General features: G+C 38.9%; 27 protein-coding genes. 3 read left to right on the forward strand and 24 right to left on the reverse strand.

Annotated features, from left to right (window positions below):
• Positions 1–132: 132 nt before the first annotated feature.
• From ADF75_RS09255 to ADF75_RS09330, 16 genes are all read right to left on the reverse strand, one after another.
• Positions 133–1494, reverse strand: a complete 1362-nt coding sequence (locus ADF75_RS09255) for a bacteriocin secretion accessory protein (RefSeq protein ID WP_048789912.1) — start codon at positions 1492–1494, stop codon at positions 133–135.
• 27 nt (positions 1495–1521) lie between these two features.
• Positions 1522–3675, reverse strand: a complete 2154-nt coding sequence (gene comA / locus ADF75_RS09260) for a peptide cleavage/export ABC transporter ComA (RefSeq protein ID WP_048789913.1) — start codon at positions 3673–3675, stop codon at positions 1522–1524.
• Between the two features lie 544 nt (positions 3676–4219).
• A complete protein-coding gene (locus ADF75_RS09265; protein WP_048789914.1) occupies positions 4220–4687 on the reverse strand; it encodes a hypothetical protein in 468 nt (155 codons plus the stop codon).
• Positions 4680–5234, reverse strand: coding sequence for an ImmA/IrrE family metallo-endopeptidase (locus ADF75_RS09270; protein ID WP_048789915.1), 555 nt, complete (start codon positions 5232–5234; stop codon positions 4680–4682). The genes ADF75_RS09265 and ADF75_RS09270 overlap by 8 nt, the downstream gene beginning before the upstream one ends.
• A 542-nt stretch (positions 5235–5776) precedes the next feature.
• A complete protein-coding gene (locus tag ADF75_RS09275) occupies positions 5777–6088 on the reverse strand; it encodes a hypothetical protein (protein ID WP_048789916.1) in 312 nt (103 codons plus the stop codon).
• Positions 6089–6240: 152 nt separating this feature from the next.
• Positions 6241–6657 (reverse strand): sigma factor-like helix-turn-helix DNA-binding protein, encoded by a 417-nt coding sequence (locus tag ADF75_RS09280; RefSeq protein ID WP_048789917.1) that lies wholly within the window; start codon positions 6655–6657, stop codon positions 6241–6243.
• Between the two features lie 74 nt (positions 6658–6731).
• Entirely contained in the window at positions 6732–7094 is a 363-nt protein-coding gene (locus ADF75_RS09285) for a phage replication protein (RefSeq protein ID WP_239665215.1), read from the reverse strand.
• A 41-nt stretch (positions 7095–7135) separates the two neighbouring features.
• Positions 7136–7354: a hypothetical protein gene (locus ADF75_RS09290; RefSeq protein ID WP_048789918.1), complete on the reverse strand. Its 219-nt coding sequence runs from the start codon at positions 7352–7354 to the stop codon at positions 7136–7138.
• 175 nt (positions 7355–7529) lie between these two features.
• Positions 7530–8354, reverse strand: a complete 825-nt coding sequence (locus tag ADF75_RS09295) for an ATP-binding protein (protein ID WP_048789919.1) — start codon at positions 8352–8354, stop codon at positions 7530–7532.
• A 15-nt stretch (positions 8355–8369) separates the two neighbouring features.
• Positions 8370–9161 carry a DnaD domain protein gene (locus tag ADF75_RS09300; protein ID WP_048789920.1) on the reverse strand — a complete coding sequence of 264 codons (792 nt, stop codon included), beginning with the start codon at positions 9159–9161 and terminating at the stop codon, positions 8370–8372.
• Entirely contained in the window at positions 9148–9429 is a 282-nt protein-coding gene (locus ADF75_RS09305) for a hypothetical protein (protein WP_048789921.1), read from the reverse strand. Before ADF75_RS09305 ends, ADF75_RS09300 begins: the two co-directional genes overlap by 14 nt.
• Positions 9422–9763: a DNA-binding phage protein gene (locus ADF75_RS09310; protein ID WP_048789922.1), complete on the reverse strand. Its 342-nt coding sequence runs from the start codon at positions 9761–9763 to the stop codon at positions 9422–9424. The genes ADF75_RS09305 and ADF75_RS09310 overlap by 8 nt, the downstream gene beginning before the upstream one ends.
• On the reverse strand, positions 9744–10073 hold the full coding sequence (locus ADF75_RS09315; protein ID WP_048789923.1) for a hypothetical protein: 330 nt from the start codon (positions 10071–10073) through the stop codon (positions 9744–9746). Before ADF75_RS09315 ends, ADF75_RS09310 begins: the two co-directional genes overlap by 20 nt.
• Before the next feature lie 17 nt (positions 10074–10090).
• A complete protein-coding gene (locus ADF75_RS09320; protein ID WP_048789924.1) occupies positions 10091–10576 on the reverse strand; it encodes a hypothetical protein in 486 nt (161 codons plus the stop codon).
• A 191-nt stretch (positions 10577–10767) separates the two neighbouring features.
• Positions 10768–11394 (reverse strand): Rha family transcriptional regulator, encoded by a 627-nt coding sequence (locus ADF75_RS09325; protein WP_048789925.1) that lies wholly within the window; start codon positions 11392–11394, stop codon positions 10768–10770.
• A gap of 14 nt (positions 11395–11408) precedes the next feature.
• On the reverse strand, positions 11409–11627 hold the full coding sequence (locus tag ADF75_RS09330; RefSeq protein ID WP_048789948.1) for a helix-turn-helix domain-containing protein: 219 nt from the start codon (positions 11625–11627) through the stop codon (positions 11409–11411).
• Positions 11628–11781: 154 nt separating this feature from the next.
• Here ADF75_RS09330 and ADF75_RS09335 point away from each other — a divergent pair, with 154 nt between their 5' ends.
• The 3 genes from ADF75_RS09335 to ADF75_RS09345 all read left to right on the forward strand — a co-directional run bounded on the left by ADF75_RS09335 (position 11782) and on the right by ADF75_RS09345 (position 15045).
• Entirely contained in the window at positions 11782–12738 is a 957-nt protein-coding gene (locus tag ADF75_RS09335) for a helix-turn-helix domain-containing protein (RefSeq protein WP_048789926.1), read from the forward strand.
• A gap of 69 nt (positions 12739–12807) precedes the next feature.
• Entirely contained in the window at positions 12808–13572 is a 765-nt protein-coding gene (locus tag ADF75_RS09340; protein WP_048789927.1) for a type II toxin-antitoxin system PemK/MazF family toxin, read from the forward strand.
• A 306-nt stretch (positions 13573–13878) separates the two neighbouring features.
• Complete coding sequence (locus tag ADF75_RS09345) at positions 13879–15045, forward strand: tyrosine-type recombinase/integrase (protein WP_048789928.1); 1167 nt, start codon at positions 13879–13881, stop codon at positions 15043–15045.
• 88 nt (positions 15046–15133) lie between these two features.
• Here ADF75_RS09345 and rpsD read toward each other — a convergent pair whose 3' ends face one another.
• The 8 genes from rpsD to mnmA all read right to left on the reverse strand — a co-directional run bounded on the left by rpsD (position 15134) and on the right by mnmA (position 24259).
• Positions 15134–15745, reverse strand: coding sequence for a 30S ribosomal protein S4 (gene rpsD / locus ADF75_RS09350; RefSeq protein ID WP_003009175.1), 612 nt, complete (start codon positions 15743–15745; stop codon positions 15134–15136).
• A 582-nt stretch (positions 15746–16327) separates the two neighbouring features.
• Positions 16328–16600, reverse strand: coding sequence for a Veg family protein (locus tag ADF75_RS09355; protein ID WP_006595358.1), 273 nt, complete (start codon positions 16598–16600; stop codon positions 16328–16330).
• A gap of 3 nt (positions 16601–16603) precedes the next feature.
• Entirely contained in the window at positions 16604–17959 is a 1356-nt protein-coding gene (gene dnaB, locus ADF75_RS09360; protein WP_048690975.1) for a replicative DNA helicase, read from the reverse strand.
• 24 nt (positions 17960–17983) lie between these two features.
• Entirely contained in the window at positions 17984–18436 is a 453-nt protein-coding gene (gene rplI / locus ADF75_RS09365; RefSeq protein WP_048690977.1) for a 50S ribosomal protein L9, read from the reverse strand.
• Positions 18433–20409: a DHH family phosphoesterase gene (locus ADF75_RS09370; RefSeq protein WP_414716342.1), complete on the reverse strand. Its 1977-nt coding sequence runs from the start codon at positions 20407–20409 to the stop codon at positions 18433–18435. Before ADF75_RS09370 ends, rplI begins: the two co-directional genes overlap by 4 nt.
• A 213-nt stretch (positions 20410–20622) precedes the next feature.
• Positions 20623–22536 (reverse strand): tRNA uridine-5-carboxymethylaminomethyl(34) synthesis enzyme MnmG, encoded by a 1914-nt coding sequence (gene mnmG / locus ADF75_RS09375; RefSeq protein WP_048690979.1) that lies wholly within the window; start codon positions 22534–22536, stop codon positions 20623–20625.
• Between the two features lie 8 nt (positions 22537–22544).
• Positions 22545–23000, reverse strand: a complete 456-nt coding sequence (locus ADF75_RS09380) for an NUDIX hydrolase (protein WP_048789930.1) — start codon at positions 22998–23000, stop codon at positions 22545–22547.
• 137 nt (positions 23001–23137) lie between these two features.
• Positions 23138–24259 carry a tRNA 2-thiouridine(34) synthase MnmA gene (gene mnmA / locus ADF75_RS09385; RefSeq protein WP_048789931.1) on the reverse strand — a complete coding sequence of 374 codons (1122 nt, stop codon included), beginning with the start codon at positions 24257–24259 and terminating at the stop codon, positions 23138–23140.
• Positions 24260–24382: the final 123 nt, after the last annotated feature.

Consider the following 24382-nt stretch of genomic DNA (forward strand, 5'->3'; position numbering starts at 1 on the left):
AGTTGAGTAGGGCTGTAAAAGCTGATGAAATCAGCGTGGTAGAGCCCAGTCAACCACTGCGTCTTGCTCGATAATCCAAAGACAATTGAGAGGCTAGGACTTTTGTCCCAGCCTCTTTTATGTTATGTTTCTTTAGTTCCCTGCTCCTAAAAATTGATCCACAAAGAAACTGAAGTAAGATTTTTCTCCTGTGATCAGGACACACTTCCCTTCCAAACCGTATCGTAGGAGTTTGGCCTCCTGATCCTTGAGACGAAGAACTCCCTCTATTTTGAAAAAGTTCCCCTGTTCTGTTCGAGTGGCACTCGAAGCAATTGAGCTAATACGGGCCTCTAGCGTAATTGGTTTTTGTTTACTTCCCTGTGTGCTAAAGCGAATCCGATCACCTACATGAATCGTTGCTATATCTTTTGAAGGAATATAGGTGACAATCTTGACTTCTTTTTCTTTCTGAATGAGAGGATAAACTTGAGCCAAAGGAGTACCTTCCGCTACAATACTTGCTCCTTTTGTTTCATCATTCAAATGAATCACCCCTTCATTCTTGGCTAGAATCCGAGTCTTCTGAAGAAGATTTTCTTGTGTTTTTAACTTACTGTCTAAATCTGCAATTTGCTGAGAAAGAAGCAGTAAATCTTGTCCAACTTTACTCAGCTGTTGAGCTTTCAGAGAGGCTATTTGACTATCTAAGCTGGTCGAAAAAGCTTGTTGGCTTCCAGATCCCGCATATTGGATGCGATAATTAGAAATACTCGCCTCTAACTGCTGGATTTGACTATCTAGCTGACTGATAAAAGAAGCTTGTGCTTGAGCGTTTTCTTCTCCATGTGGTTGCTGAGCGTAACTCTGGTAGAGAGAGTAAAGTGGATGAGTCGCATCCAGACTTCTTCCCTCTAGTAGAGCTGATTTTAGACTATGGTAATCAGTTAATCGCTTCTCTTGGTCTTGGATAGCTTGGCCAATTTCTGCTTGACTGGAACTTGCACTGGCATTTTGAGAAGCAATGGTTGCATTTTGTTGATGGGCTTGCGCTTGGAGAATCGCTATTTGTTGCTGGTAATCCTTAAACAGCTGGTCATACCCAAAATGCTCATTTCCTGTAAATTGGCTCTCCCCGGTCTCAATGCTCGTTTTCAACAATTTTAATTGTTCCTCCTGTTTCTTTAAGAGGTCGAGCTGTTGCGTTAAGCTCATCCCTTGTTGCTTTTCCTGATCCCCTTGGTATTCTACCAAGATTTCTCCCTTCTTAATCTCTTTATTTTCCTTCAAATGGTTGACTTGAATGGGAGAATTACTCGTTGACTGGATTTGGTCCACCACGCGCGTAGCTTCAATCGTCCCACGACTAGACAAGGTCACTTCCTTCTTGGCAAAGACAGAGAAGCCTACAACAAACAATAGTAAAAGAAAACAAGGGACTACCCATAAACTAGCAAAATTATGGAAACGTTTCTGATAGAATTCTGCACTTTCAAAATATTTTTCGTTCATCATACTTTCTTTTTTTCTCCTAGTCCTCTCTTAACAAGTAACCAAATGGCTGTAATAGCCATTCTTTTTCAGCAGTTCTTCATGGCTCCCTTCTTCTTTCAGACGACCTTGGTCCATGAGGAAGACTTTTTCAGACCGTTCTGCAATCGTTAACCGATGGGCGATAAAGATAATCGTTTTGTCTAAGGCCATCAAGCGGTCCACAATTTTCTTCTCCGTCAAGATATCCAGGCTGCTGGTCGCTTCATCCAAAATCAAAATCGGAGCGTCCGTTAATAAGGCACGCGCCAAGGCAATCCGTTGCCGTTGACCACCAGAGATTCCCATGCCATCCGTAGTCAATTCCGTTTGGTAATTGAGAGGCATACGCTCAATGTCTTCTCGAATTCCTGCGATTTCAACAGCGCGCAAGATATCTTCCTGACTAGTTCCTTCCCGCGCTCCCAGTAACAAGTTCTCTAAAATCGTACCATTAAAGACATAGGGCTGCTGGGGTAAATAATTGATTTGCTGGCGAAGCAAGGTCTTATCCACTTGCTGGATATCCGTTCCTCCCAGACGAATCGTCCCTTTATTGGGTTGGTAGAAATTCACCATCATCTTAGCTAGCGTGGTTTTTCCAGAACCTGAAATACCAACAAAACTTACCTTGCTCCCTTTTTTGATCGTGAGACTGATATCGGTAAGAACGTTAGCTCCAAAACCGTACTTGTAGTCCACTCCCTCAAAAACCAGATCACCATCGAGAGCCTCACGATCTTGAAGAGGCTTCTTCTCTGCGAACTCAGAGTCTATCAAATAGACTTCATTCAGACGGGTATTGGCCACTCGGGCTGCTTGAAGTTTGGTTTGGAGGTTGATCAAGTTCTCTAAAGGGCCTGTGAAATAAACAAGGAGAGTGTTGTAGGTGATCAACTGCCCCAAGCTCAATTCTTGCTTCATGACCAAATGAGCTCCCAACCACAAGACCAAGACATTCAAAATCAACTGGGCCAAGTGCTTGAGCCCCTTTTGTAGACTCTCCGCCTTGCTCATGGCAAAGGACTTCTTGAGATAGTCCACAAATTCTGAGTCAATCTTTTGATAGCGGCTCCGCTCACTGGTAAGAGACTTGATGGTTTCGATCCCATTGATATCTTCGATGATGGAAGAAGACAAAACACTATTAGCTTCCATGGTTTCATTATTTAAGCGCTCAAAAGGCTTCATAAAGGCAAAAATAATGACCGCATAAATCGGTAGCAAGAGAATAGTCAAGAAAAAGAGGTGAGCATTTTGGCTAAACAGGACTACTGATAAAATCAAAACAATAGACAGATCCAAAAAGATTGAGAGCAGCGTACTAGCCAGAGCATCGATAATGCGGTTGGCATCTGTAAAACGTGACACCACTTCTCCTGTCCGTCGAGTCGCAAAGAAACTCATAGGCAACTGAAAAACATGCTTAATATAGGATAGAATGACATCAATAGACAAGCGTTGGCCTAAAACAAGAAGCAAGTAATCTTGCGCATAGGTCAGGACTTGCTGTAAGATGTAAACCACGATCAACCCTAGTGAAATCACACTCAGCGTCTGCTTCATCTGATCAGGCACATAGGTATCAATAATCGATTGTAGGTAGTAAGAACCCACAATATTGATGAGGGTCACCAATAACGTTGCAAGAACAATATGCAGAACCAATTGCCGCTGTTTAAACAAAAGAGGGACAAAATCTAAAAGCCCATTTTTCTTTTCTTTACTTGGTTGATAGGCTGGAGTCGGGGCCAAGGCAATGACAATCCCTGTCCATTCCTTTTCAAACTCCTCGATCGTCAATTTGGTCATCTTTACCTTTGGATCTGGATCGGCTATGTAAAGATGCTTTTTATCTTTCTTATAGACTACGTAATAATGAGGGAGACGCCCATCCTTGATCACGTGGACAATCAATGGATAGGTCACTCCTTCCAAGTCAAAAAGTGTGCGATCTGCTCGGAAGGCGCGTGTCTCAAATCCCAACTCCTCAGCCACCTTGACCAGACCTAAGGCGGTCGTTCCATCTGCAGTCGTTTTTGCCTTCTCCCGCAGACTGGCCAAAGAATAGTATGAGCCATAGTAGCCAAAGACCATGGCCAAAGCAGCAACACCGCAGTCTCTCATATCAACTTGTTGGCGATAATGTTTTTTCTTAAATCCCATAAGAACCCTTTCCAATCGTTTGTTTCATCTTAACAAAATGGACAATCTGAGAAGAAAAAATCGCTATTTTGTTTATTATTTTAGGTATTTGGTCACAAAAATCTCCAAATCAGGAGAGTTGTTATTTATTTTGTAAAAGAAAAACCGCCTATTTTTACAGGCGGACATTTCTTTCTATGAAGTAAACTTAGGGAGCAAATAACTGAACAAACCCAGAAATCGAGGATTGAAGACAAAACAAAAAGCCCACTGTTGTAGGCTTTCTGCAAGTTTTTTCTTAAAATTAAAGCATTTTGTTGTATTGTAAAAATTTGATGGCGTAAGAGTTCTTTACAAGCCATTAACCCATGATACATAAGGGTTCTATGATAATTCTATTTTCTTCTATTCTCTTAGATTTTCTTGATATATAAGCAAAAGTCTAAGCAAAAATAGAGCTTTTCAGCTCTACTATTTTACGAGTTCAGCAGGCAAGATCTAGCACCCTCGCACGGTGCTTTTTTAGTTATCCTCTTAAAACAAAAAACCCCAACCTTGGTTAGGGTTAATCACTCACTCTTTTAATCGTTCTAATATAATCTGCCGTCTCCTTTGTACTGCTAAAGACATATTTGAAAACTATCGTAGCCAATCCAATAATATTAGCAACAAAAGTAACAGAAATTGCGATAAGCACTGGACTTTCAGGTATATACTTTCTGCAAACAACTAAATAACCGAATAACAGAGTGATAGCTACTATCGAGTAAATTACTGCTCCTAATGCTATATAAGTCGCTAGGGTTCGAAACTTCCTCTTCTGGTTTTGTTCCTCTTCTAGCACCTTTCTCATCTCTTTTATATGTGTTTCAAACGCCTGACGATCATCAAAAGTGTTATCAGAAGCATCGTTGTCAAGTATCTGCTGTCTTACATCTGCATCCGAAGGAAACTCACTCTGCTCTTGAGATGAACCAGCATCCTGATTTATTTGTTCTACCCACTCATAGTATTCTTGATTTTCATTACTCATTTACCGCCTCTTTCACTTTTTTCCATCGGTAATAGGCAGCGGGGTTTGAAATCTTGAATTTCTCAGATATTTCAGATATTTCTACTTCTTTATCTTTATTTTCAATCGTCGGTAGAAAATCCAATACATTTTTAAGGGGAGCTAAAAACTCTGCCGCGAAGTTATCTGCCTGTCTTTCACGTTGCTTTTCATCTTCTGTCAAATAAACTTCTTTACGATAAGATATTTCTACTAATTCATTTGGGAGCCTTTTCCCAGGAAGCCATCTCCAATGCAATAAAATATGTCCTAACTCATGAGCAATTGTAAAGCGTTGACGACGATCACTTTGCAATCCATTTACTACAATTTCTGGCAAACCATTCACTACATGCGCATAACCACTTACTTCCTCGTCACTTTTAATATGTGACATATCAGAATATTTTACTTTTATACCAAATTGTTCAACAGCAGCCTCAATATCGGTAATTACTTTGTCTAGTGCTAATGCTGGATATTTTTCTCTCAACAAATCAACAAATTGTTCATACAACTTTTCACCCATATATACCACCTCTTTTCTTAAGTTATAAGTAAAGTAATCCGCTTGTACAATAATTGTACATTATTTACGATGGTTATTCAATAATATTTCACCAAATTTATTCCATATTAATTCAGCAATGTCCTATATACTAATTTCGATCATCAGAAAATCCTTATTATTAATATTTCAAAAGATCATTAAAAAAATTAGAACATCTATCGGGATTAGTTCCTTTTTGTATTTCTAAAAATGGTAGGCTACCGCGCACCTATGGGTGCTCGATGTCCTACCACCTACTTGAATTATATCATATTTTATACACGTTTCACATTTTAAAAGTCTTTAAAAGAATTTTTAACACAAAAAAGGCGCGTGCTTTTGATATACCATATCAAAAAATGGTAGACAACCGCGCACCTATGGGTGCTCGACCGCCTACCACATAGTTAAATTATAGCATATCTTGACCGTTTTTTCATGTCTATATAAATTAGACCATATCACCCCCTGCTTTATTATTCGTAAAAGAAAAGAAAAAGCACTCAGATTTCTCTAGGTGCTTAATATTCATAGCCGATTTCTTTTTTTATTTTGTCAAATTCTTGCTTCACTTTCGTGTCGGATATATAGCTTTCAGCAAGTGGACCATAACCAACTCCTTGAGGGTTAGCTAAAATACTTTTTACATTATCAACATCTTCCTCAATGTAGTTATCCGAAAAGCTCATCCACTTATAAAAAGAATCTAAAAGGATTTCAACAACAAAAACTTTTCTCTCTTTATCAACTAGAGCGCAACGGCCGTCTGTTAGTGTAACTAGAATGTTGTTACGACTGTCGTCTATACCTATGATTTTATTTAACTCGAACAATTTGTAACCTTCTTTCACAACAAGATAAATAGAAGAGGTAATGGTGTTTCACAGTGTAATTATATCCTTTTTGATAGATTTTTGTTTCTCCAAAAAGGGAATTTTTCGTACAAAATAGGGCGCGTCCTCTTTCTGAATGAAGTATAGCCCCGTTATTTAATAACAGGGGCTAAAATAGCCTCTAAATTACGAATTGCGCTACTTTTAATATGGCTGATAGTGCTTGCCGAACGGTCTAGCGTTCGTGCTGTCCTTTCCCTTGAATAACCATGAATATAGAAATACCTTAATACAAGTTTCTCTAGTGGATCTCCCAGCCTCTCAATCGCTTCTACTGTTTCTGTTCGCTCATCTAGTAACTGCTCAAGTTTCTGATAGATTTGATCTGATTTATCGATTATACTGATATTTAATTCTTCCGTTTTGTTCCCTCTCTTTGTCCTTATTAGATCATGGGAAAGAACCTGTCCTTTTAGAACTAATGACTTTAACGCTATCAATTCATTATTTAACGTTTCTACGTCTGTCTCATAGTTTTTCAAGCGATCTAAGCGCTGTTTTGCGTTCATATTTCATCTCCTATCATAACCATTTCTCGTGGTTCGCTCTAGGTTCAAACCTAGACTACTAAAACAAAATGTTTTTAATATCCTTTGTTTATTTCAAGTTCTAGGGCTTCTATCCGTGTTTTAAGATCTTCTATCTCCATGCCCTTGTATGCCATCTCCAGAATCGTTTTACAAGCCTGTACCCTTGCGTATGGGCTTGCTTTTGTATTGTCTGCTACTTCATACAAAACCTCTACAGCCCTCCCGCTCGCTTGTAATAGCATACTTGTAGAACGTTTGAGCATTTCCTGTCTTAATCGTGAGTATTCTGCAGAAAAGTCTTTATTCTTCAAATACCTATAAGCGGTTTTCTTTGTTATTCCTGCTCTTTCTATCGCCTTATCCATAGTAGGCTCACTCACAAGTGCTATCAAGAACAACTCTTGTTTTGGTTTCAAGTTTGTAATATTTAACACCTCCTATCAATTCAAAATTTAGATTATTCTTCGCCTGTTACTTTTATAACGTCATTTGAGTTTATCCATTCTTTAAACTCATTCTCATTTTTAAAAACTATTGTCTTATCATGTGATCTTAAACTTTTTGGATAATCATTTTCTTTTTCGTCCCACTCTCCCAGCCATACCTCAATAGTTGTATGCTTGTTTTTATCTCGCTGTATGGTTTCCAGTCGTTTCAATCTCTTTGATAGATCCATTTTCTGCACCTCTTTTTTACAAACTAAGGCGATCACCAAAGATCTAAAGATCTAAGAGACCGCCTATTGTTTATATTCCTATTTTACGGTGTCATTTATACCCAGTTTGTAGTATTTCTTGCTATTCTTCATTTTTGGGATAAGCTCGATTTATTAACTCCTGCTTTGACTGCTTTTAGAAGTTGCGTTTCATTCTCTTATCTTTAATGCCTGTCATTTTGAATACATTTCCCTCTGACTGTTTACCTATTCGACTGACTAGCTTTTTATTATATATCCTCGCCAACTCTTGCCCGTTATGGTTAGTATTGATGATTGTTGTTTCTCGTTTGTCAAAGACTTTGAAAAGGAAAGTTTGAATCCAGTTATTCGCTTCGATCTTCTGACTGTTCATTGTACTTTCTGTTCCTAAATCATCAATGAAAAGGAAGTCAACCTCTGTCAATAGCTTTACAGCGTCATGCTCTGTAAAATCGCTATTTTTATATTGCCAGCCAGATTGAATACGAGTGACTATCTCTGATATGCTGACAAATAACACGCTCTTAGGCTCTCCCTTGGCCTTGTAACCCTCGTTTAAAGCTCTGGCCATGGAATAAGTCAAATGACTTTTTCCCGTCCCAGAATCGCCCATAAATAGCGTATTCCCTTTCATACCGTCTAGATATTGTTTAGCTTGATTGATAGCGAACTCCTTGGCCTTGTGTTCCTCTTTTGTCTCTACTTTGAAAGTGCTAAAAGAGGCCTCTCTCAGCTCATTTGACACCGTACTTTCACGCGCTAGCACATCATAGGTTGAATAGTCCAGATTATGCCCTAAGGCTTTTTCTATGCCCTCTATCTCTGTCTTTTTAATATCCTCCCTAGTACATTCCATGCAGTAGGAAGATGTACAACCATCTGGCTTTTTAAATTGTACAAGGTTAATCTGATGAGTTGGACAAAACTCATCAGTGACCTTTATCTTTTCATTGAGCTGGTCTGCATTCAGTAATTTCATTGTTTCCCCTCTCCGTCAGTAGGTAAACGGGTCTTGAATATCATCGTCAGACTGACCTTGTTTCTTTTTCTGAAACTGTCTCTGTTCGTCTTCGACTTGTACCATGGTTCTAATGCCGTTATTTCTCCAGTTCTTGAGTATTGAATTGATATAGCTAAAAGATCGCTTGCTGTTATCTGCCGCCTTGTCTATGGCAGTCTTGATAACCTCTAGCTCCATACCGTCAAGAGTGAGGTAGTCGATCAATATCTGGTACTGTTGTCCGTCTATAATCCCTATGCGCTTTTGGTAGTAACTAGAAATTTCAGTAGCAGAGGGTTTTTTATCTATCTCTTCTTCTAACTCTATCTCTTTCTCTATCTCTATCTCTATCTCTATCTCTATCTCTGTTGGACACGAGTTGGATTTTTTCCTTTTATTTTGGACAGTGTCCAATTTAGCTTGTTTTCTCTGTTCTCTTTTATAACCCGCCCAGTTTGTTTCACTTTCTATCATGGCTTTGGCTTGGAGTAGTTCAGCGTTTTTATCTCCATCTACTTGGATCAGACCGCATTTTGTAAAATAGGCCATAGTCATTTGAATATCATCTTCGGACACATCTAACTTTAAAGCCAATTCTTCAGTCAGTTCATTAAAGTACCCCTCATAGTACAGAATGCAGTCACTTTCTAAACTTTCTAGCATTAAGCGGATATATATCACTGTCATAGTATAACCGCCTGGCGTGTTTTTAAGCCGCTTGATAAAAATATTGTCAAAAAACTTTTTATCAACTTTCAGCCAAAAATAGATTTTAGTCTTTGCCATTTTCCACCCCCAAAAACTTCCAGATGTCAGAAACTCTATAATAGATCTTCCTAGTATCTTCTAGCGGGGGCTGGTAGCGTCTTAGACCTGCATTTTCCCACTTTTGTAACGTCTTATATTTTATGTCCAATTCTTCCATAGCTACCTGAGCCGAAATCAAACCCGTTAATCGTGGTTTGATTGTATCACGCGCCCCCAAGTAATTCTCAACAAGATCTAAAACGCCATGAGCTAGCTCTTGCTCGCTCTCTTTACTGAGACTAAACATATTCATTATCTCCTTTCAGTAATGGCTTATAGCTCTCTAAATCAGCATTTAAAAGGACAGTTAGACGCTTCTGCTCCTCTTGTACTTGGTTATAGAAGGCCTTTGCACCGTCCAATAGCTCTTCCTGATTGGCTGGGATAAAATACCCTCTAAAAGCTCCATTACGTACACCGACGATAGGAATGCTATAGCGCGTGATCAGACGGCTGATAATATCCTGTACTGTTCTTTCTGATAACTTGGTAATTAGGCTGATTTCTGCCCCTGTAATTGAGTGCTCAGCCCCTACTTTTATTAATTTTAATACTCGCTTGTCATTTACGGTTAGGCTCATTCATTTCCCCCTTACCAGCTTTATTTACAAAGGTTATTTGCCCATTCATTACGCCATAAAGTATGGTTTCTTGATTTTCCATGATTGTATCTATAGTACTTTGGATAATACCCATTACCTGTTGATCTATCTGTGTAAAAGATAATAAGCCTCTGGTTACTGCTAATTTTTTCGCATCACTCAAACACATATTTAGAAAAATCTCTTTAGTAAAATATGGCTCATCTGGCATTTTTTCAGGGTTAGGATACAATTTCAGGACGCTGTCTGAACCGTATCCATTCGTTTTATTTAGGTCTGTTGCTACCATAGCCTTAGCCTCGTTTCTTATCTCTTGTGTGTTGCATTGCTACTGATAACTGCTACAAATTGCCCTATATTTCGTTCACGTTTTTCTTGACGGTTTGAATTAGGTAAATTTTGATTAGTGTCTTTCATGATTTCTTTGAAAGTTTTTGTTGATTCTAAATATAGATTTTCTGTATAAGTTACATATTCCTGTTGCTCTTCTTCGGTCTTAAAGAATGTTTGTGCTTGTCTTTTGAAAAACGCTTGTCGCATTGCGTCCATTTCAAAAATACCCGCGTGGAAAACCATTCCTGTAGTGCTTTTAGAAATGTTCTCAATTTTTTTGCTATCGTTTAGTTCTGGCAATTCTAACCAAAGTAACCTTGCTAGATCTTCCTTTAGGTCTCCTAATTGACCTGATAAAAGTGATAATCTATGTAAATTATTCTCTTTCCCAATTTGACATAGTTCTTTACCGATATTGTTCATTTTATTGCTTAAAATTTCATAAGTTGTTTTTGTCATAATAGTTTTCTCCTCTTTTGTACCCTCTGTACATCTCTTTACGTCTTATACCCCAATATGCTATAATCTAGGTATAAATCTTTACTAAAACCTCTTTAATAATAGCTTGCCTGCTTTTTGTTGATTTCGTTTTAGTGATAGTGTGAAAGGCTCTGCGGTGTGGTTATTGCTAAGCCTTTTTTTTGTTGCGATCACGCGCTTTCTAGGCGTGTTTTTTTATTTCTGAATATCATGGCCTTTATTTCCTGATAGCTCATATTTAAGCTAATCATAGCTATCGCCATATCCTCAAATGCTTGGTACTGTTCCAACTCCTCGCTGGTCAAACTATCAATGCCATTGTAGCCCCCACGTTCTTCTACTAACTGCTTAGCGTTCCTGTCGGTCACTGCCTTTAGTAGTAAGTTATTCATGGTGCTGTGCGCGTGCTTTGGTGCTTGTTCCCAGTTTTCAATGCTATCATGCAGTGTTTTTCTTTTTGGCTTTTCTAGAGCCCTCTGCATACGAAACTTAGAAAGCTCCTCTCGCATTTCAAAGAATGCTTTGACTAGGTTCTTTTTAAACTCTTTGACGGGTTCGGTGTTTCGTAAATAAGTGATAAGCAATGTTGCTTGTTGCTCATTCAAAATATAGTCCCGTACATTTTGCCCGCTCTCTGAAGGTGAAATTTTAAATTGCACCTTTCCAAAGCTCTCAAAGTCCTCTCGGTGTTTATTCAGCAAAATTTTTAAATGTCTGTGCTTAACTTCTGCACATTCTGCCACAATACTGCTTAGCGTATACGGTTCTTTCTTGCCGTCCATGTAGACTAGTTCCATTGGTCAGCTCCTTTCTATTTTAGTACTATTTTTTTCGTACTTTTTCCTAAAAAAATAAAATCCATCGGAACATTATAAAGAGCACTCAACTCCTGTAATAGATCTAGCGGAATTTTAGTGCTATCTTTTTCGTACTTCGCTATAGTCTGAAAACTTCTGTTAATTGTTTCACCTACCTCACGAAGTGTGAAACCTGCTGATATACGTGCACCTCTTAAGGTTATTTGTTTCATGAAAAACATTTCCTCCTAATTTTTGTTATCTTAATTGTACTATTTTTTTCGTACTTTGTCAACGGATTTCAAAAAAAGTTTTATTTTTTTCGTACTTTGTGTATCTGTTTGTGTTATAATCTATGTATAACTTAGAGTTAAGGAGTTAGAAAAGATGGCTAAAAATAGTCCTCAAGATATTAAAAATAGAGAGTATTTCTCTAGTAGGTTAAACCTACTTTTGGAACAAAAAGGGATTAGACAAATTGACCTCCATAACTCTCTAAATATTCCCAAAAGCACAATCACTGGATATGTTAAAGGGAAATCATTACCTACTGCTGGAAATTTACAAAAAATAGCGGACTTTTTTAATGTCAAAAAATCTTTTTTGGATCTTAGATTTATCGATACTATATCTACCAGTTCCTTAAGTGAATTACTAGATAACGATAAAGAATCTGAAGTATTTGAAATGATCTTCAATAAGATTGATGAAATACTCAATTTTGACAATGACCAGATGGATATTGAATATATCGAGGGGAAATTAGCATTTAATCAAAGTGTTTTTGGTCGTGTTCTCCAGTCATCGATTATAAACCCTGGAATTGTTGAAATTTTCAAAGATCTCGATCTTTCTGACAGTTCAGAAAAGAATGAAATGCTATTGACAACAAAACAACGAGAAGCAAGAGAATACGCTTATAAAAACGTACTATCTTTAATCACGCATGAGTATATATCTCGCTTAAAAAATGTTATTTTTCGTGAAAAAGAATTGAATACCTCGTATATTCATTCAGAAATCTCTAACCTCATTAATAGCCTGAATAATAAAATTGATAGTTACGGTAATGTCATTCTTGAGGTGAATGAAATAATTGAAAAAATAGGTACAAAAGATCGCAATATCTTGGGGTATAGTTTACGAAAAAAAATCGCTTCTGCTCAATCTGAAATTAATCAGCTCATTTACAATCATGATCAAGGTGGCATAGGTATCTCTAAAAATCATATATATATTGAAAAAAATGATATTATCGATACTATTGAATATGATTATTATAAGGATATTCAAAATCACTTAAATGATTTAAGAAAAAATATTGAGGAACACTTTAGCAACTAACCCACGCTCCACAATATTTAAACCATCGGCGAAGTCGTAGGTCTAGGAGATTTAAAAAAAGAGGGATAAATGACAATACAAAACAAACAGATTTTAAAGGCTTCGAAAAACTTTGAAAAAGTTCATTCTACATTTCCCAAAAATAACAAATTCCGCTTTTTGCCTAATTGGCTAGAAAAAGAATCTAATCTATTCTTGTCAGAAACACAAAATACTAGCAAGAGTTACAATGTTCTGAAGCGTGGTTCTTTAATCTTTGTAGATTTTGGAATTAACATTGGGTCTGAATTATCAAATAGACACTGGGCTGTAGTCTTAAATAAAAATGATTCTCCAAAATCAAGAAATTTGACTGTACTTCCAATTAGTTCAAAAGAAAAAAAGTTTTCCGTTAAGATTGATGAAGTTATTCAAAGTAAATCTAACCCCTTTCTGATCTCTATTTTAGCAAAACTTGATTTTGACTATTTTTCAATATGTCACTATATATTGACTGAGATAACCTCTTTTGATTTAGGGGAATCCGAAGATATTTATAAAGAGTTATTTGAGGAATACAAAGATTACTACAACCCTGAAAAAGCCAAAAAAATGTATAACGATGGTACAGGGATGGAAGTTTTATCAGCTTCATTAAAAAAGCTAAAAAATCTATTTAAACATTATGAAAAATTCAACAAAGTTTCCTACGCAAAATGTGACCAAATAAGAACAATAAGTAAAGATAGAATCATCTATTTAAACGATTTAGATCCTTGTGGGAAAATCAGGGTTAGTAATGAAACTTTAGATAGAATTGATACAAAATTAAAAGACCTTTACCTAAAAGATTGACAGTAATATAAGTTTACTCTATAATTAAGTTACTTAGAGGTTTACCCTCATATTTTTAAACTTTGAGCCTTTGCGCTCCAGGGAAGTAGCTTAATTGTTGCTTCCCTTTTTTGAGTTGCAAATACTTGAAATAGACAAAACTCCCCCATATTCGCCTTGTTTTTTTATTCTGGTACAAATTTACCGTCCGACTCTTTAAAATCGAATACAGGGCAAACTGTGAAGCCCTAGCGTGATTTAAACCACAAACTAAAACCTTTTTAATAATAGCTTGCCTGCTGATGTATTTTAGAAAGGTTTATCATCATGAAAATAACGCAACATAGTAAAAAAGACGGGTCAATAGTCTATCGCTCTAGTATCTATCTGGGCATTGACCAGGTAACAGGTAAACAAGTCACAACAAAAATCACGGGCCGAACCAAAAAAGAGGTAAAACAAAAAGCGCAAGACGCCGTTATAGACTTTAAGATAAATGGATCCACTAGGTTTCAAGCCTCTACTATATCCACCTACGAGGAGCTGGCTAGACTATGGTGGGATAACCACAAGCATACAGTAAAGCCAAATAGTCAGGACGCTACTAGAAGGCTCCTAGAAGGTCATGTTTTGCCTCTCTTTGGCTCCTACAAGCTCGATAAGCTGACAACTCCACTCATTCAGTCCATTGTCAACAAACTAGCAGAAAAGACCAATAAAGGCGAACCTAGGGCTTATCTGCATTATGACAAAATCCACGCGCTAAACAAGCGTATATTACAGTATGGCGTAGTTATGCAAGCTATCCCATTCAATCCAGCTCGTGAGGTCTTGCTACCTCGAAACAATCAAAAAGCAAACCGCCACAAGATCAAACACTTTGACAATCAGGAACTTAAAAAGTTTCTTGGCTATCTAGATAGTTTAGACAGTAGCAAGTACCGCCATTTTTACGAGGTTACACTTTACAACTTCCTACTGGCCACTGGTTGCCGTATCAATGAGGCTCTGGCGCTTAGCTGGTCTGATATTGACTTAAACGGTGCCCTTGTCCACGTCACAAAGACCCTAAACTATAAGCAAGAGATCAATAGCCCAAAATCAAAGTCTAGCTATCGGGATATAGACATAGACCGCCAAACAGTCGCTATGCTCAAGCAATATAAACGTAGGCAAATACAAGAGGCTTGGCAACTCGGACGCTCTGAAACTGTGGTCTTTTCTGACTTCATACATGAGTACCCCAATAATCGAACCTTACAAACCAGGTTAAGAACCCACTTCAAACGTGCTGGCGTTCCTAACATTGGCTTTCACGGTTTCCGTCATACCCACGCTAGTTTACTGCTTAACTCTGGCATACCTTACAAGGAGCTTCAGCACCGCCTAGGTCATTCACAAATCAGTATGACCATGGATATATACAGCCATCTCTCAAAAGAAAACGCCAAAAAAGCCGTCTCATTCTTTGAAACGGCTATGGAATCAATCTAGCAAATATCTAAGCAAACCCAGAAATCAACGCTTTAAGACAAAACAAAAAGCCCACTGTTGTAGGCTTTCTGCAAGTTTTTTCTTAAAATTAAAGCATTTTGTTGTAGAATTCAACGACAAGTGCTTCGTTGATTTCTGGGTTGATTTCATCGCGTTCTGGCAAACGAGTCAATGAACCTTCCAATTTTTCAGCATCGAATGATACGAATGCTGGACGTCCAAGAGTTGCTTCAACAGCTTCAAGGATAGCTGGAACTTTAGCTGATTTCTCACGAACTGAGATCACTTGACCTGGAGTTACGCGGTATGAAGGGATATCAACGCGTTTTCCGTCAACAAGGATGTGACCGTGGTTAACGAATTGACGAGCTTGACGACGAGTAGTCGCAAGTCCAAGACGGTAAACAACGTTATCCAAACGACGTTCCAAAAGAAGCATGAAGTTAAAACCGACAGTTCCTTCTTTGATCTTAGTAGCTTGTACGAACAAGTTACGGAATTGTTTTTCACCAAGTCCGTAAGAGAAACGAAGTTTTTGTTTTTCAGCTAATTGCAAACCGTATTCTGACAATTTTGAACGGTTGTTTGGTCCGTGTTGACCTGGTACGTAGTTACGACGTGCCAATTCTTTACCTGTACCTGTAAGTGACAAGCCAAGACGGCGAGATTGTTTCCAAGATGGTCCTGTATAACGTGACATTTGAAATGTCCTCCTATAAAAATAATTTTTTGTAGGAAATAACGTTTTAGACAAACCTGATTCGTTCAGAAAGCCTTCGCCCAAACAGCAAAGGTTACTTTTCTAGCTGGCTTCCTGTTGACGAGCTTCATTTTGTCCTGCTGTCATTTCGCACAAATTCTATTATACCACTAATACCAGCCCTTGTAAAGTTGCTTTCTCATTTTTTTGGTTTCTTTCTATAAATGAAAAGCAAAATGAGGTTTTCTAGCTAGGGGCTTTCTAAATCCCATATTTTGACTTGGATATACATGTATCCACTTCCCTATCCTATCTGTTTACAGGAATCTTTACACCCTTATTTACAACCTGTCAATCATGATTGTTCTAATAACCTCCTAAGTCCCTCTATTTTAGTGATATGAAGAATATAGATGAGATTTCTCTTCAAAAGATCCCCCTGTCTAATATTGACAGATATGATTGTGAAATTGACATCTTTGTCAATAAATTTACACAACAAATCTTTATGATATGTTAAGGACATCAAAAAAACCATCTCCAAGAAGAGACGGTTGGAAGTTGTAGCTCACCCTAGCCAGATTAGTCTAAGTAATGAATCAGATTTTTCTCAGTCAAAATATCTGAGTAAGTATACGATTCAACATAGGTTGTTGCTGGTTCACCAGGTAAACTGTTTTCATTAGTGTATTCAATAATAAACAAAGAAGGATAGACTTCAATTAATCGACCAAACTTATTTTTTTGACGTTTACGACCATTTTCCAAGGTCATTTCCACAATTTGGCCTTCATGAGCCTTGATTTCTTCTTTGATTTTTTTCATTTTTGCTACATCTGTAAATGCATCACTCATCCATTATTCCTCTATTCTCTTTGATATGCTGGAGAACTTATTATATTCTTTCTGGAAGATTAACTCCACTGTTCCACGCGCTCCTGAACGGTTTTTTTCAATGATGACTTCAACCTTGTTATTCGGCAAGCCTTCTTCTTCCTCACCTGCACGTTCATAATAGTCATCACGGTATAGGAAGGCAACAATATCTGCATCCTGCTCGATGGATCCTGATTCACGGATATCAGATAGAACCGGCCGCTTATCTTGTCGTTGTTCGACTCCCCGAGATAGCTGACTAAGGGCAATCACAGGAACCTTCAATTCTTTCGCCAAAATTTTTAATTGACGAGAGATTTCTGAAACTTCCTGTTGCCGGTTTTCTCGTCCAGTCCCTGTAATCAACTGCAAGTAGTCGATAAGGATCAAGCCAAGATTACCAGTTTCTTGTGCTAACTTTCTAGAACGAGATCGAATTTCTGTAATCCGAATACCAGGAGTATCATCTATATAAATGCTGGCATTGGCTAGATTTCCTTGGGCAATGGCATATTTCCGCCACTCATCATCTGTCAACTGACCGGTACGAATAGAATGAGACTCAATCAAGCCCTCTGCTGCCAACATCCGGTCCACCAAACTTTCAGCCCCCATTTCCAGTGAGAAAATAGCAACTGTTTTATCCAACTTGGTTCCGATATTTTGGGCAATGTTTAGAGCGAAGGCAGTCTTACCAACCGCTGGACGAGCCGCAAGAATAATCAACTCTTCTTCATGAAGACCTGTTGTCATATGATCAAGATCTCGATAACCTGTTGCAATCCCCGTAATATCCGTTGTCTGCAATGAGCGAGTTTCAAGACTTCCAAAGTTGATATTTAGGATATCCTTGATATTCTTAAAACCACTTCGATTGGCATTTTCACTAACATCAATCAGGGCTTTTTCTGCGCCTGCAATAATCTCATCCGACGGACTCGCTCCATCGTATGCTTGATTAATGCTCTCCGTTAAACGAGCAATCAAGCGTCTTAGAACCGCTTTTTCGGAAACAATCTTTGCGTAATATTCCGCATTAGCTGAGGTCGGAACAGAGTTGATAACTTCAGCTAGATAAGAGAGACCACCGATATTTTGCAAGTCCCCTTGGCTATCTAAAATATTGCGAACGGTCGTCGCATCGATAGCATCTCCCCTATCTGCAAGGTCAATCATCGCCTTAAAAATTAACCGATGGGCATATTTAAAGAAATCTGCTGGCTCAATAAACTCACGAACAAAAACCAGTTTTCCCTCATCAATAAAGATGGCTCCTAAGACAGATTGCTCTGCTTGGATATCTTGAGGCTGGGTTCTTAATTCTTCTATCTCAGCCATAGTCATTCCTTTCTAACGATTTACTTAACCTTCGTTTACTCGAATTTGGATAATACCTGTAATATCCTGATAAATTTTAACAGGCACATCAATCAAGCCGACAGAGCGAATTGGAGAAGCCACTTGAATGTGACGCTTGTCGATTTTGATCCCAAATTGTTTTTGTAGTTCTTCTGCAATTTTTTTATTGGTAATCGAACCAAATGTACGTCCATCAGGACCAATTTTTTCTGTAAATTGGACAACGGTCGTTTCTTCTGCTAATTTCGCTTGAATATCTTTCGCTTCTGCAACTAGTTCCGCATGGGCTTTTTCTTCAGATTTTTGCTTACCGCGAAGTTCCCCAATCGCTTGGGCGTTAGCTTCTTTGGCTAAATTCTTTTTAATCAAAAAGTTTTGAGCATAACCTGTTGGGACTTCTTTAATTTCCCCTTTTTTTCCTTTTCCTTTTACATCTGCTAAAAAGATAACTTTCATTCTTCTTCCTCCTTATCCTTTTGGACCTCTTCTTGAATACAGTCAATCAATTGGGTACGAACTTGATCGATGGTTACATCTTCCAATTGAGAAGCCGCCGAATTAAAGTGGCCTCCGCCTCCCATTTGCTCCATAATTTTTTGCACGTTAACTTTGCTTCTGCTTCGAGCTGAAATGGAAATGCTTCCTTGTTCATTCAGAGCAATGACAAAGGTCGCCTCAATTTTAGACATGGCCAACATACTATCGGCTGCTTTACTAATAGTAACCGTTCCATAAGGAACATCTGCTGCTCCTGTTGCCACAATAATATGTGGGAATACCATTTGACCATTTAGGATCAACTCATTAACTTCGCGGTACTCATCGAAATTAATAGCTGAAATTTCCTGAATGAGGACACTATCACTGCCTCGGCTTCGTAAATAACTAGCTACATCAAATGTACGGCTCGTTACGCGAACAGAGAAATTCTTGGTATCCAACATAATTCCAGCCATCAAAACACTGGCTTGTATCTTATTCAAGCGGTTCTTCTTAGAATTCTGGAACTGAAGCAATTCCGTAACCAACTCACTGGCACTACTTGCGCCACTTTCAATATAAGTGATCATGGCATTTTCAGGGAAGTCTTCATCCCGTCTATGGTGGTCAATGACAATGACTTGGTGAAACTTCTCATACAAATCATTTGAAAGCGTGAGAGCTATCTTCGAATGGTCTACCATAATCAAAAGGGATTGATCGGTTACCATCCGTAGAGCATCTGAAACCGTTACGAGTTTAGTCGCTCCATCTGATTGAATTTTTCCAACCGCTCGTTCGATATCCTGAGCCATAGACGTATCATCATAAACTGCATAAGAGCGTTCGTTGATATTGTTTGCAAATAATTGCATCCCAATCGATGCCCCCAAAGCATCCATGTCTAATTTTTTGTGGCCAACAACAAATACCTGATCAACCGATTTAATTTTTTCGGAAATAGCTGTCATCATCGCACGAGTTCGTGTACGGGTGCGCTTGATAGCAGAGGCTGTCCCACCTCCAAAGAAAATAGGATCCTTACCTTCTTCTTTTTCTTTCACAACCGCTTGGTCGCCCCCTCGGACTTCAGCTAAGTTTAGATTCGATAAAGCAACTCTACCAATTTCATCATGATTGCCATCTCCGTATGAGAATCCCATACTTACCGTAATGGGTAATTCACGATTTTTCGCTTCCTCACGGAATTGGTCAATAATAGAAAATTTGGATTCGATTAATTGTTCAAGAACGGTATAGTCGGTAAAAAGATAAAAGCGATCCATCCCGACTCTTCGGTAAAACATATGGTATTTTTCCGAGAATTCTTCAACAAAGTTTGCAATAAAGCCATTGATGCTACTGATATCCGAATCAGATACAACATCTTCTAAATCATCATAGTTGTCTACGGACATAATCCCGATGACCGGCCTAGTCGTTACAAGACCAACGTTGGCTTCATACTCACTAGACGCATCAAAAAAATAAACGACACTGGCCTGGGAATCTAGATAAACAGAATATTTCTTATCTCCAATGGTTGCATAATGGCCTTTCCCTTCAAAAGGAATCGCCAACACTTGTTGCAGGTATTCCACATCGAATTGCCCATCCTCAGTAGAGAAAATCAACTCCGCATAAGGATTGAACCACTCAACTTCATTGGTTTCACCGTTTACCTTGATTACACCAACTGGCATTTTATCCAGTAGCGAGGCCAATCCATTTTCAGCCTGATGATTGACATATTGAATTTGTTCTAGCTCATCCAATTCTACTTGCTTTAATTGATGAAGAAAGAGATAGATGACACCGGAAAGAATCAACAGAATCACAAATAAATTTGCAATTGTGCCACCCAATAATCTGGAACTGATGGCTAATATAATAAATGCTAACAAACCTACCATACAATAATGGATAGGCGTCATACGAAATTTTTTCATTATAAACCTCTGTTGGGCCATTATACCATAAAACATAAGAAAAAGCGAGGCCAGTCAAGCCTTTCCACCAAAGAAAAAGCTGACAGGGATCCAGGTCCGGTCGCTCATTTGTTAAACAGTGTAAAGTATATTTACACTGTTGTAAATATACAGTAAAACGAGAAAAGAAGTAGCTATTTGGCTACTTCTTCCACATATTTACGTCCTAATAAGTTAGGATTCTTTTTCTTGATTCTTAGAAATGCTTCGACTCTTGCCTTCAAGATACACCATCAAGATAGAAATGTCAGCTGGGTTGACACCTGAAATCCGGCTAGCTTGACCAATCGTTTCTGGATTAATCAACTTGAATTTTTGACGAGCTTCTGTTGCGATGGAGTCAATATCGTCCCAGTCAATATTGGCAGGAATTCGTTTTTCTTCCATCCGCTTCATTTTTTCAACCTGATCTAAAGCTTTTGAGATATAACCCTCGTACTTAATTTCAGTTTCAATCAGCTCGATAATCTTATCATCTAGTTCTTCAGCTGCTGGTCCGATAAAGTTGACAACATCTTGATAAGATACTTCTGGTCTTCTCAAGAATTCTTTGGCTGTGACAGCATCTGTCAATGGTTTAAAACCTAGCGCTGCCACCTTCTCGTTCGTTTCCTTTACAGGTTTTAGCTTGATACTGTCAAGGCGCTTCATTTCATTTTCGAACTGATACTTCTTGGTTTCAAAACGTGCCCAACGTTCATCGTCAACCAAACCAACCTCGCGACCGATTTCTGTTAAGCGCATATCTGCATTATCATGACGAAGAATCAAACGGTATTCTGCACGGCTAGTCAACAGACGATAGGGCTCAACTGTTCCTTTGGTTACCAAGTCATCGATCATGACCCCAATATAACCATCACTCCGTTTCAAGATGAGCTCTGGTTTTCCTTGGATTTTCAGCGCAGCATTAATCCCTGCCACAATTCCTTGGCCAGCAGCTTCTTCATAACCAGATGTTCCATTGGTTTGGCCTGCGGTAAAGAGACCTGAGATTTTCTTGGTTTCTAAAGTTGCCCGCAATTGATGTGGGAGGACCATATCATACTCAATCGCATAACCCGTTCGCATCATCTCAGCATTCTCAAGTCCCTTGATTGAATGAACCAGATCTCGTTGCACATCTTCTGGTAAACTGGTTGACAAGCCTTGGACATAGACTTCTTCTGTATTGCGTCCTTCTGGCTCCAAGAATAGCTGGTGGCGTTCCTTATCCGCAAAGCGAACAATCTTATCTTCAATAGATGGACAATAGCGAGGTCCAACTCCTTTTACAACACCTGTAAACATTGGAGCCCGGTGTAAATTGCTGTTGATGATTTCGTGGCTTTGACTATTGGTATAGGTTAACCAACAAGGGATTTGATCCTTTAAATAATCCTCGTCACGCGAATTGTAAGAAAAGTGATTTGGATTCTCATCACCTGGTTGAATTTCCGTTTCTTCATAATTGATTGACGATGCCTTTACACGTGGTGGCGTACCTGTTTTGAACCGTCCAATTTCTAGTCCTAAATTTTTGAGATTTTCAGCCAAATTGATAGAAGCAAGGCTATGGTTAGGGCCTGATGAATACTTGAGATCCCCAATGATGATTTCTCCACGTAAAGCCGTTCCAGTCGTGACAATGACAGCCTTGGCCCCATATTCTTGGTGGGTCGCAGTTCGAACACCAATAACCTTCCCATCTTCTACCAAAATTTCATCAATCATGGTTTGGCGAAGGGTCAAGTTTTCTTGGTTCTCAACTGTCTTACGCATTTCCTTAGAATAGAGCTCTTTATCTGCTTGAGCACGAAGCGCACGAACAGCTGGTCCCTTTCCTGTATTCAACATCTTCATCTGAATATAGGATTTGTCAATATTCTTGGCCATCTCTCCACCGAGAGCATCTACCTCACGGACCACAATCCCTTTTGCAGAACCACCAATCGAAGGATTACATGGCAAAAACGCCAACATTTCGATATTGATGGTTGCAAGTAAAACTTTACAACCCATTCGGCTCGCAGCAAGGGAGGCTTCTACCCCAGCATGCCCCGCTCCTATTACAATAATATCGTATTCTTCTATAAAATTATAAGTCATTTTTTCTCCTATTCTTTAAGATGGATGTGTCGTAATTGTCCGTCCCAATCTGGTAAGGCGGTTTTTAAAAATGCCGGCTTCAGATTAACAGTATGTAGATCATCTAAAGCAAGCCACCGGCAAGGTAATGGCTTCGCATCTTCTTGCATGGTTAACGGTGCATCTTCCAGTAAGTCTACTAAATAATGGAACTCGATATTATGATAGTGGACCTCAGCTTGTTCAAATCGATTTTCAACAATGAAAGCTAACTGAACCGCTCTAGATGCGACCCCAAGTTCCTCTTTTACTTCTCGAACTACGGCATCTTCAGTAGCTTCATCCACTTGAATAGCACCTCCGATTGTATAAAAACCATCCTCATCTTCTACGACTAATAAGCGATTGTCTTTTACAATCAAAGCAGTCGCTCTCACACCAAAAACCGTTTGGTTTGACTTGGTCCGAAAATCCTGTTCTTGCATGTAACTTCCTTTTGAAACGACACAAAAATAGTCAAAACTCTGAGAAGTGCAGGACAAAAAAGCCTGCAACATCCATGAGCTTTGACCATCACTTCTATTGCTTTTATTATTGTAGCAAATTGAGAAAATTTGTCAATTTAAATATACTGACAAACTTTACCATCTCGATAAGCATTGTCAATTAGTCCACCACCGAGACACTCTTCACCATCGTAAAAGACAACAGCCTGACCTGGTGTAATAGCTCGTTGAGGTTCTGCAAAAATTACCTCAGCCTTGTCACCTTTGACATGAACCATCACCTTGGAATCTGGCTGGCGATAACGGAACTTGGCTGTACACTCCAATGTAAACTCTTCTGGCATCTCTCGTGTAAAGTGAACTTGACTAGCTTGTAAACTTGTTGACATCAGTGCTTCATGATAGAATCCTTGACCGACATACAGAATATTTTGACTCAGATCTTTACCAACGACAAACCAAGGAGCATTGTCCCCACCTTGTTGGCCACCGATTCCAAGTCCACCCCGCTGACCGATCGTATAATACATCAAACCGGCATGCTCACCCATATCCCGTCCATCTACGGTCATCATTCGGCCTGGTTGGGCAGGGAGGTAGTTCCCTAGAAACTCTTTGAAATTCTTTTCTCCAATAAAGCAGATCCCAGTGGAGTCTTTCTTTTTAGCCGTTGCCAATCCAGCCTCTTCAGCCAACCGGCGAACCTCAGGTTTTTCCAAATGTCCCAACGGGAACATGGTTTTTTGAAGTTGTTCTTGTGACAACTGGCTTAGGAAATAAGTTTGATCCTTCCCGTTGTCAACACCGCGTAGCATATGAACAATGCCATCCTCATCACGCGCCACACGAGCATAGTGACCCGTGGCTACATAATCGGCACCAAGTGTCATGGCATAATCTAAGAAGGCCTTAAATTTGATTTCCTTATTACACATGACATCCGGATTTGGTGTCCGGCCTGCACGATATTCTGCAAGGAAATATTCAAAGACACGATCCCAGTATTCTTTCTCAAAGTTGACAGAATAGTAAGGTATGCCAATTTGATCTGCAACCGCTGCTACATCTTTGTAATCTTCTGTAGCTGTACAGACGCCATTTTCGTCTGTGTCGTCCCAGTTTTTCATGAAGATGCCGATGACATCGTAACCCTGTTGTTTTAACAACAACGCCGTTACAGATGAATCGACACCGCCACTCATACCAACAACAACACGTGTTTTCGAGTTATCACTCATAGATTTCTCCCATCTTTTCGTTTCTCACGATTGAAGGTCGTGGTTTGCTTCAACGATTGAAGGTCGTTTTGAGCATTATCAATTGTAACACGCTTTATAGTAGAAAACAAGCATCTTGCCATT

The organism is Streptococcus sp. 1171_SSPC (assembly GCF_001069335.1).
GTDB classification, from domain to species: domain Bacteria; phylum Bacillota; class Bacilli; order Lactobacillales; family Streptococcaceae; genus Streptococcus; species Streptococcus xiaochunlingii.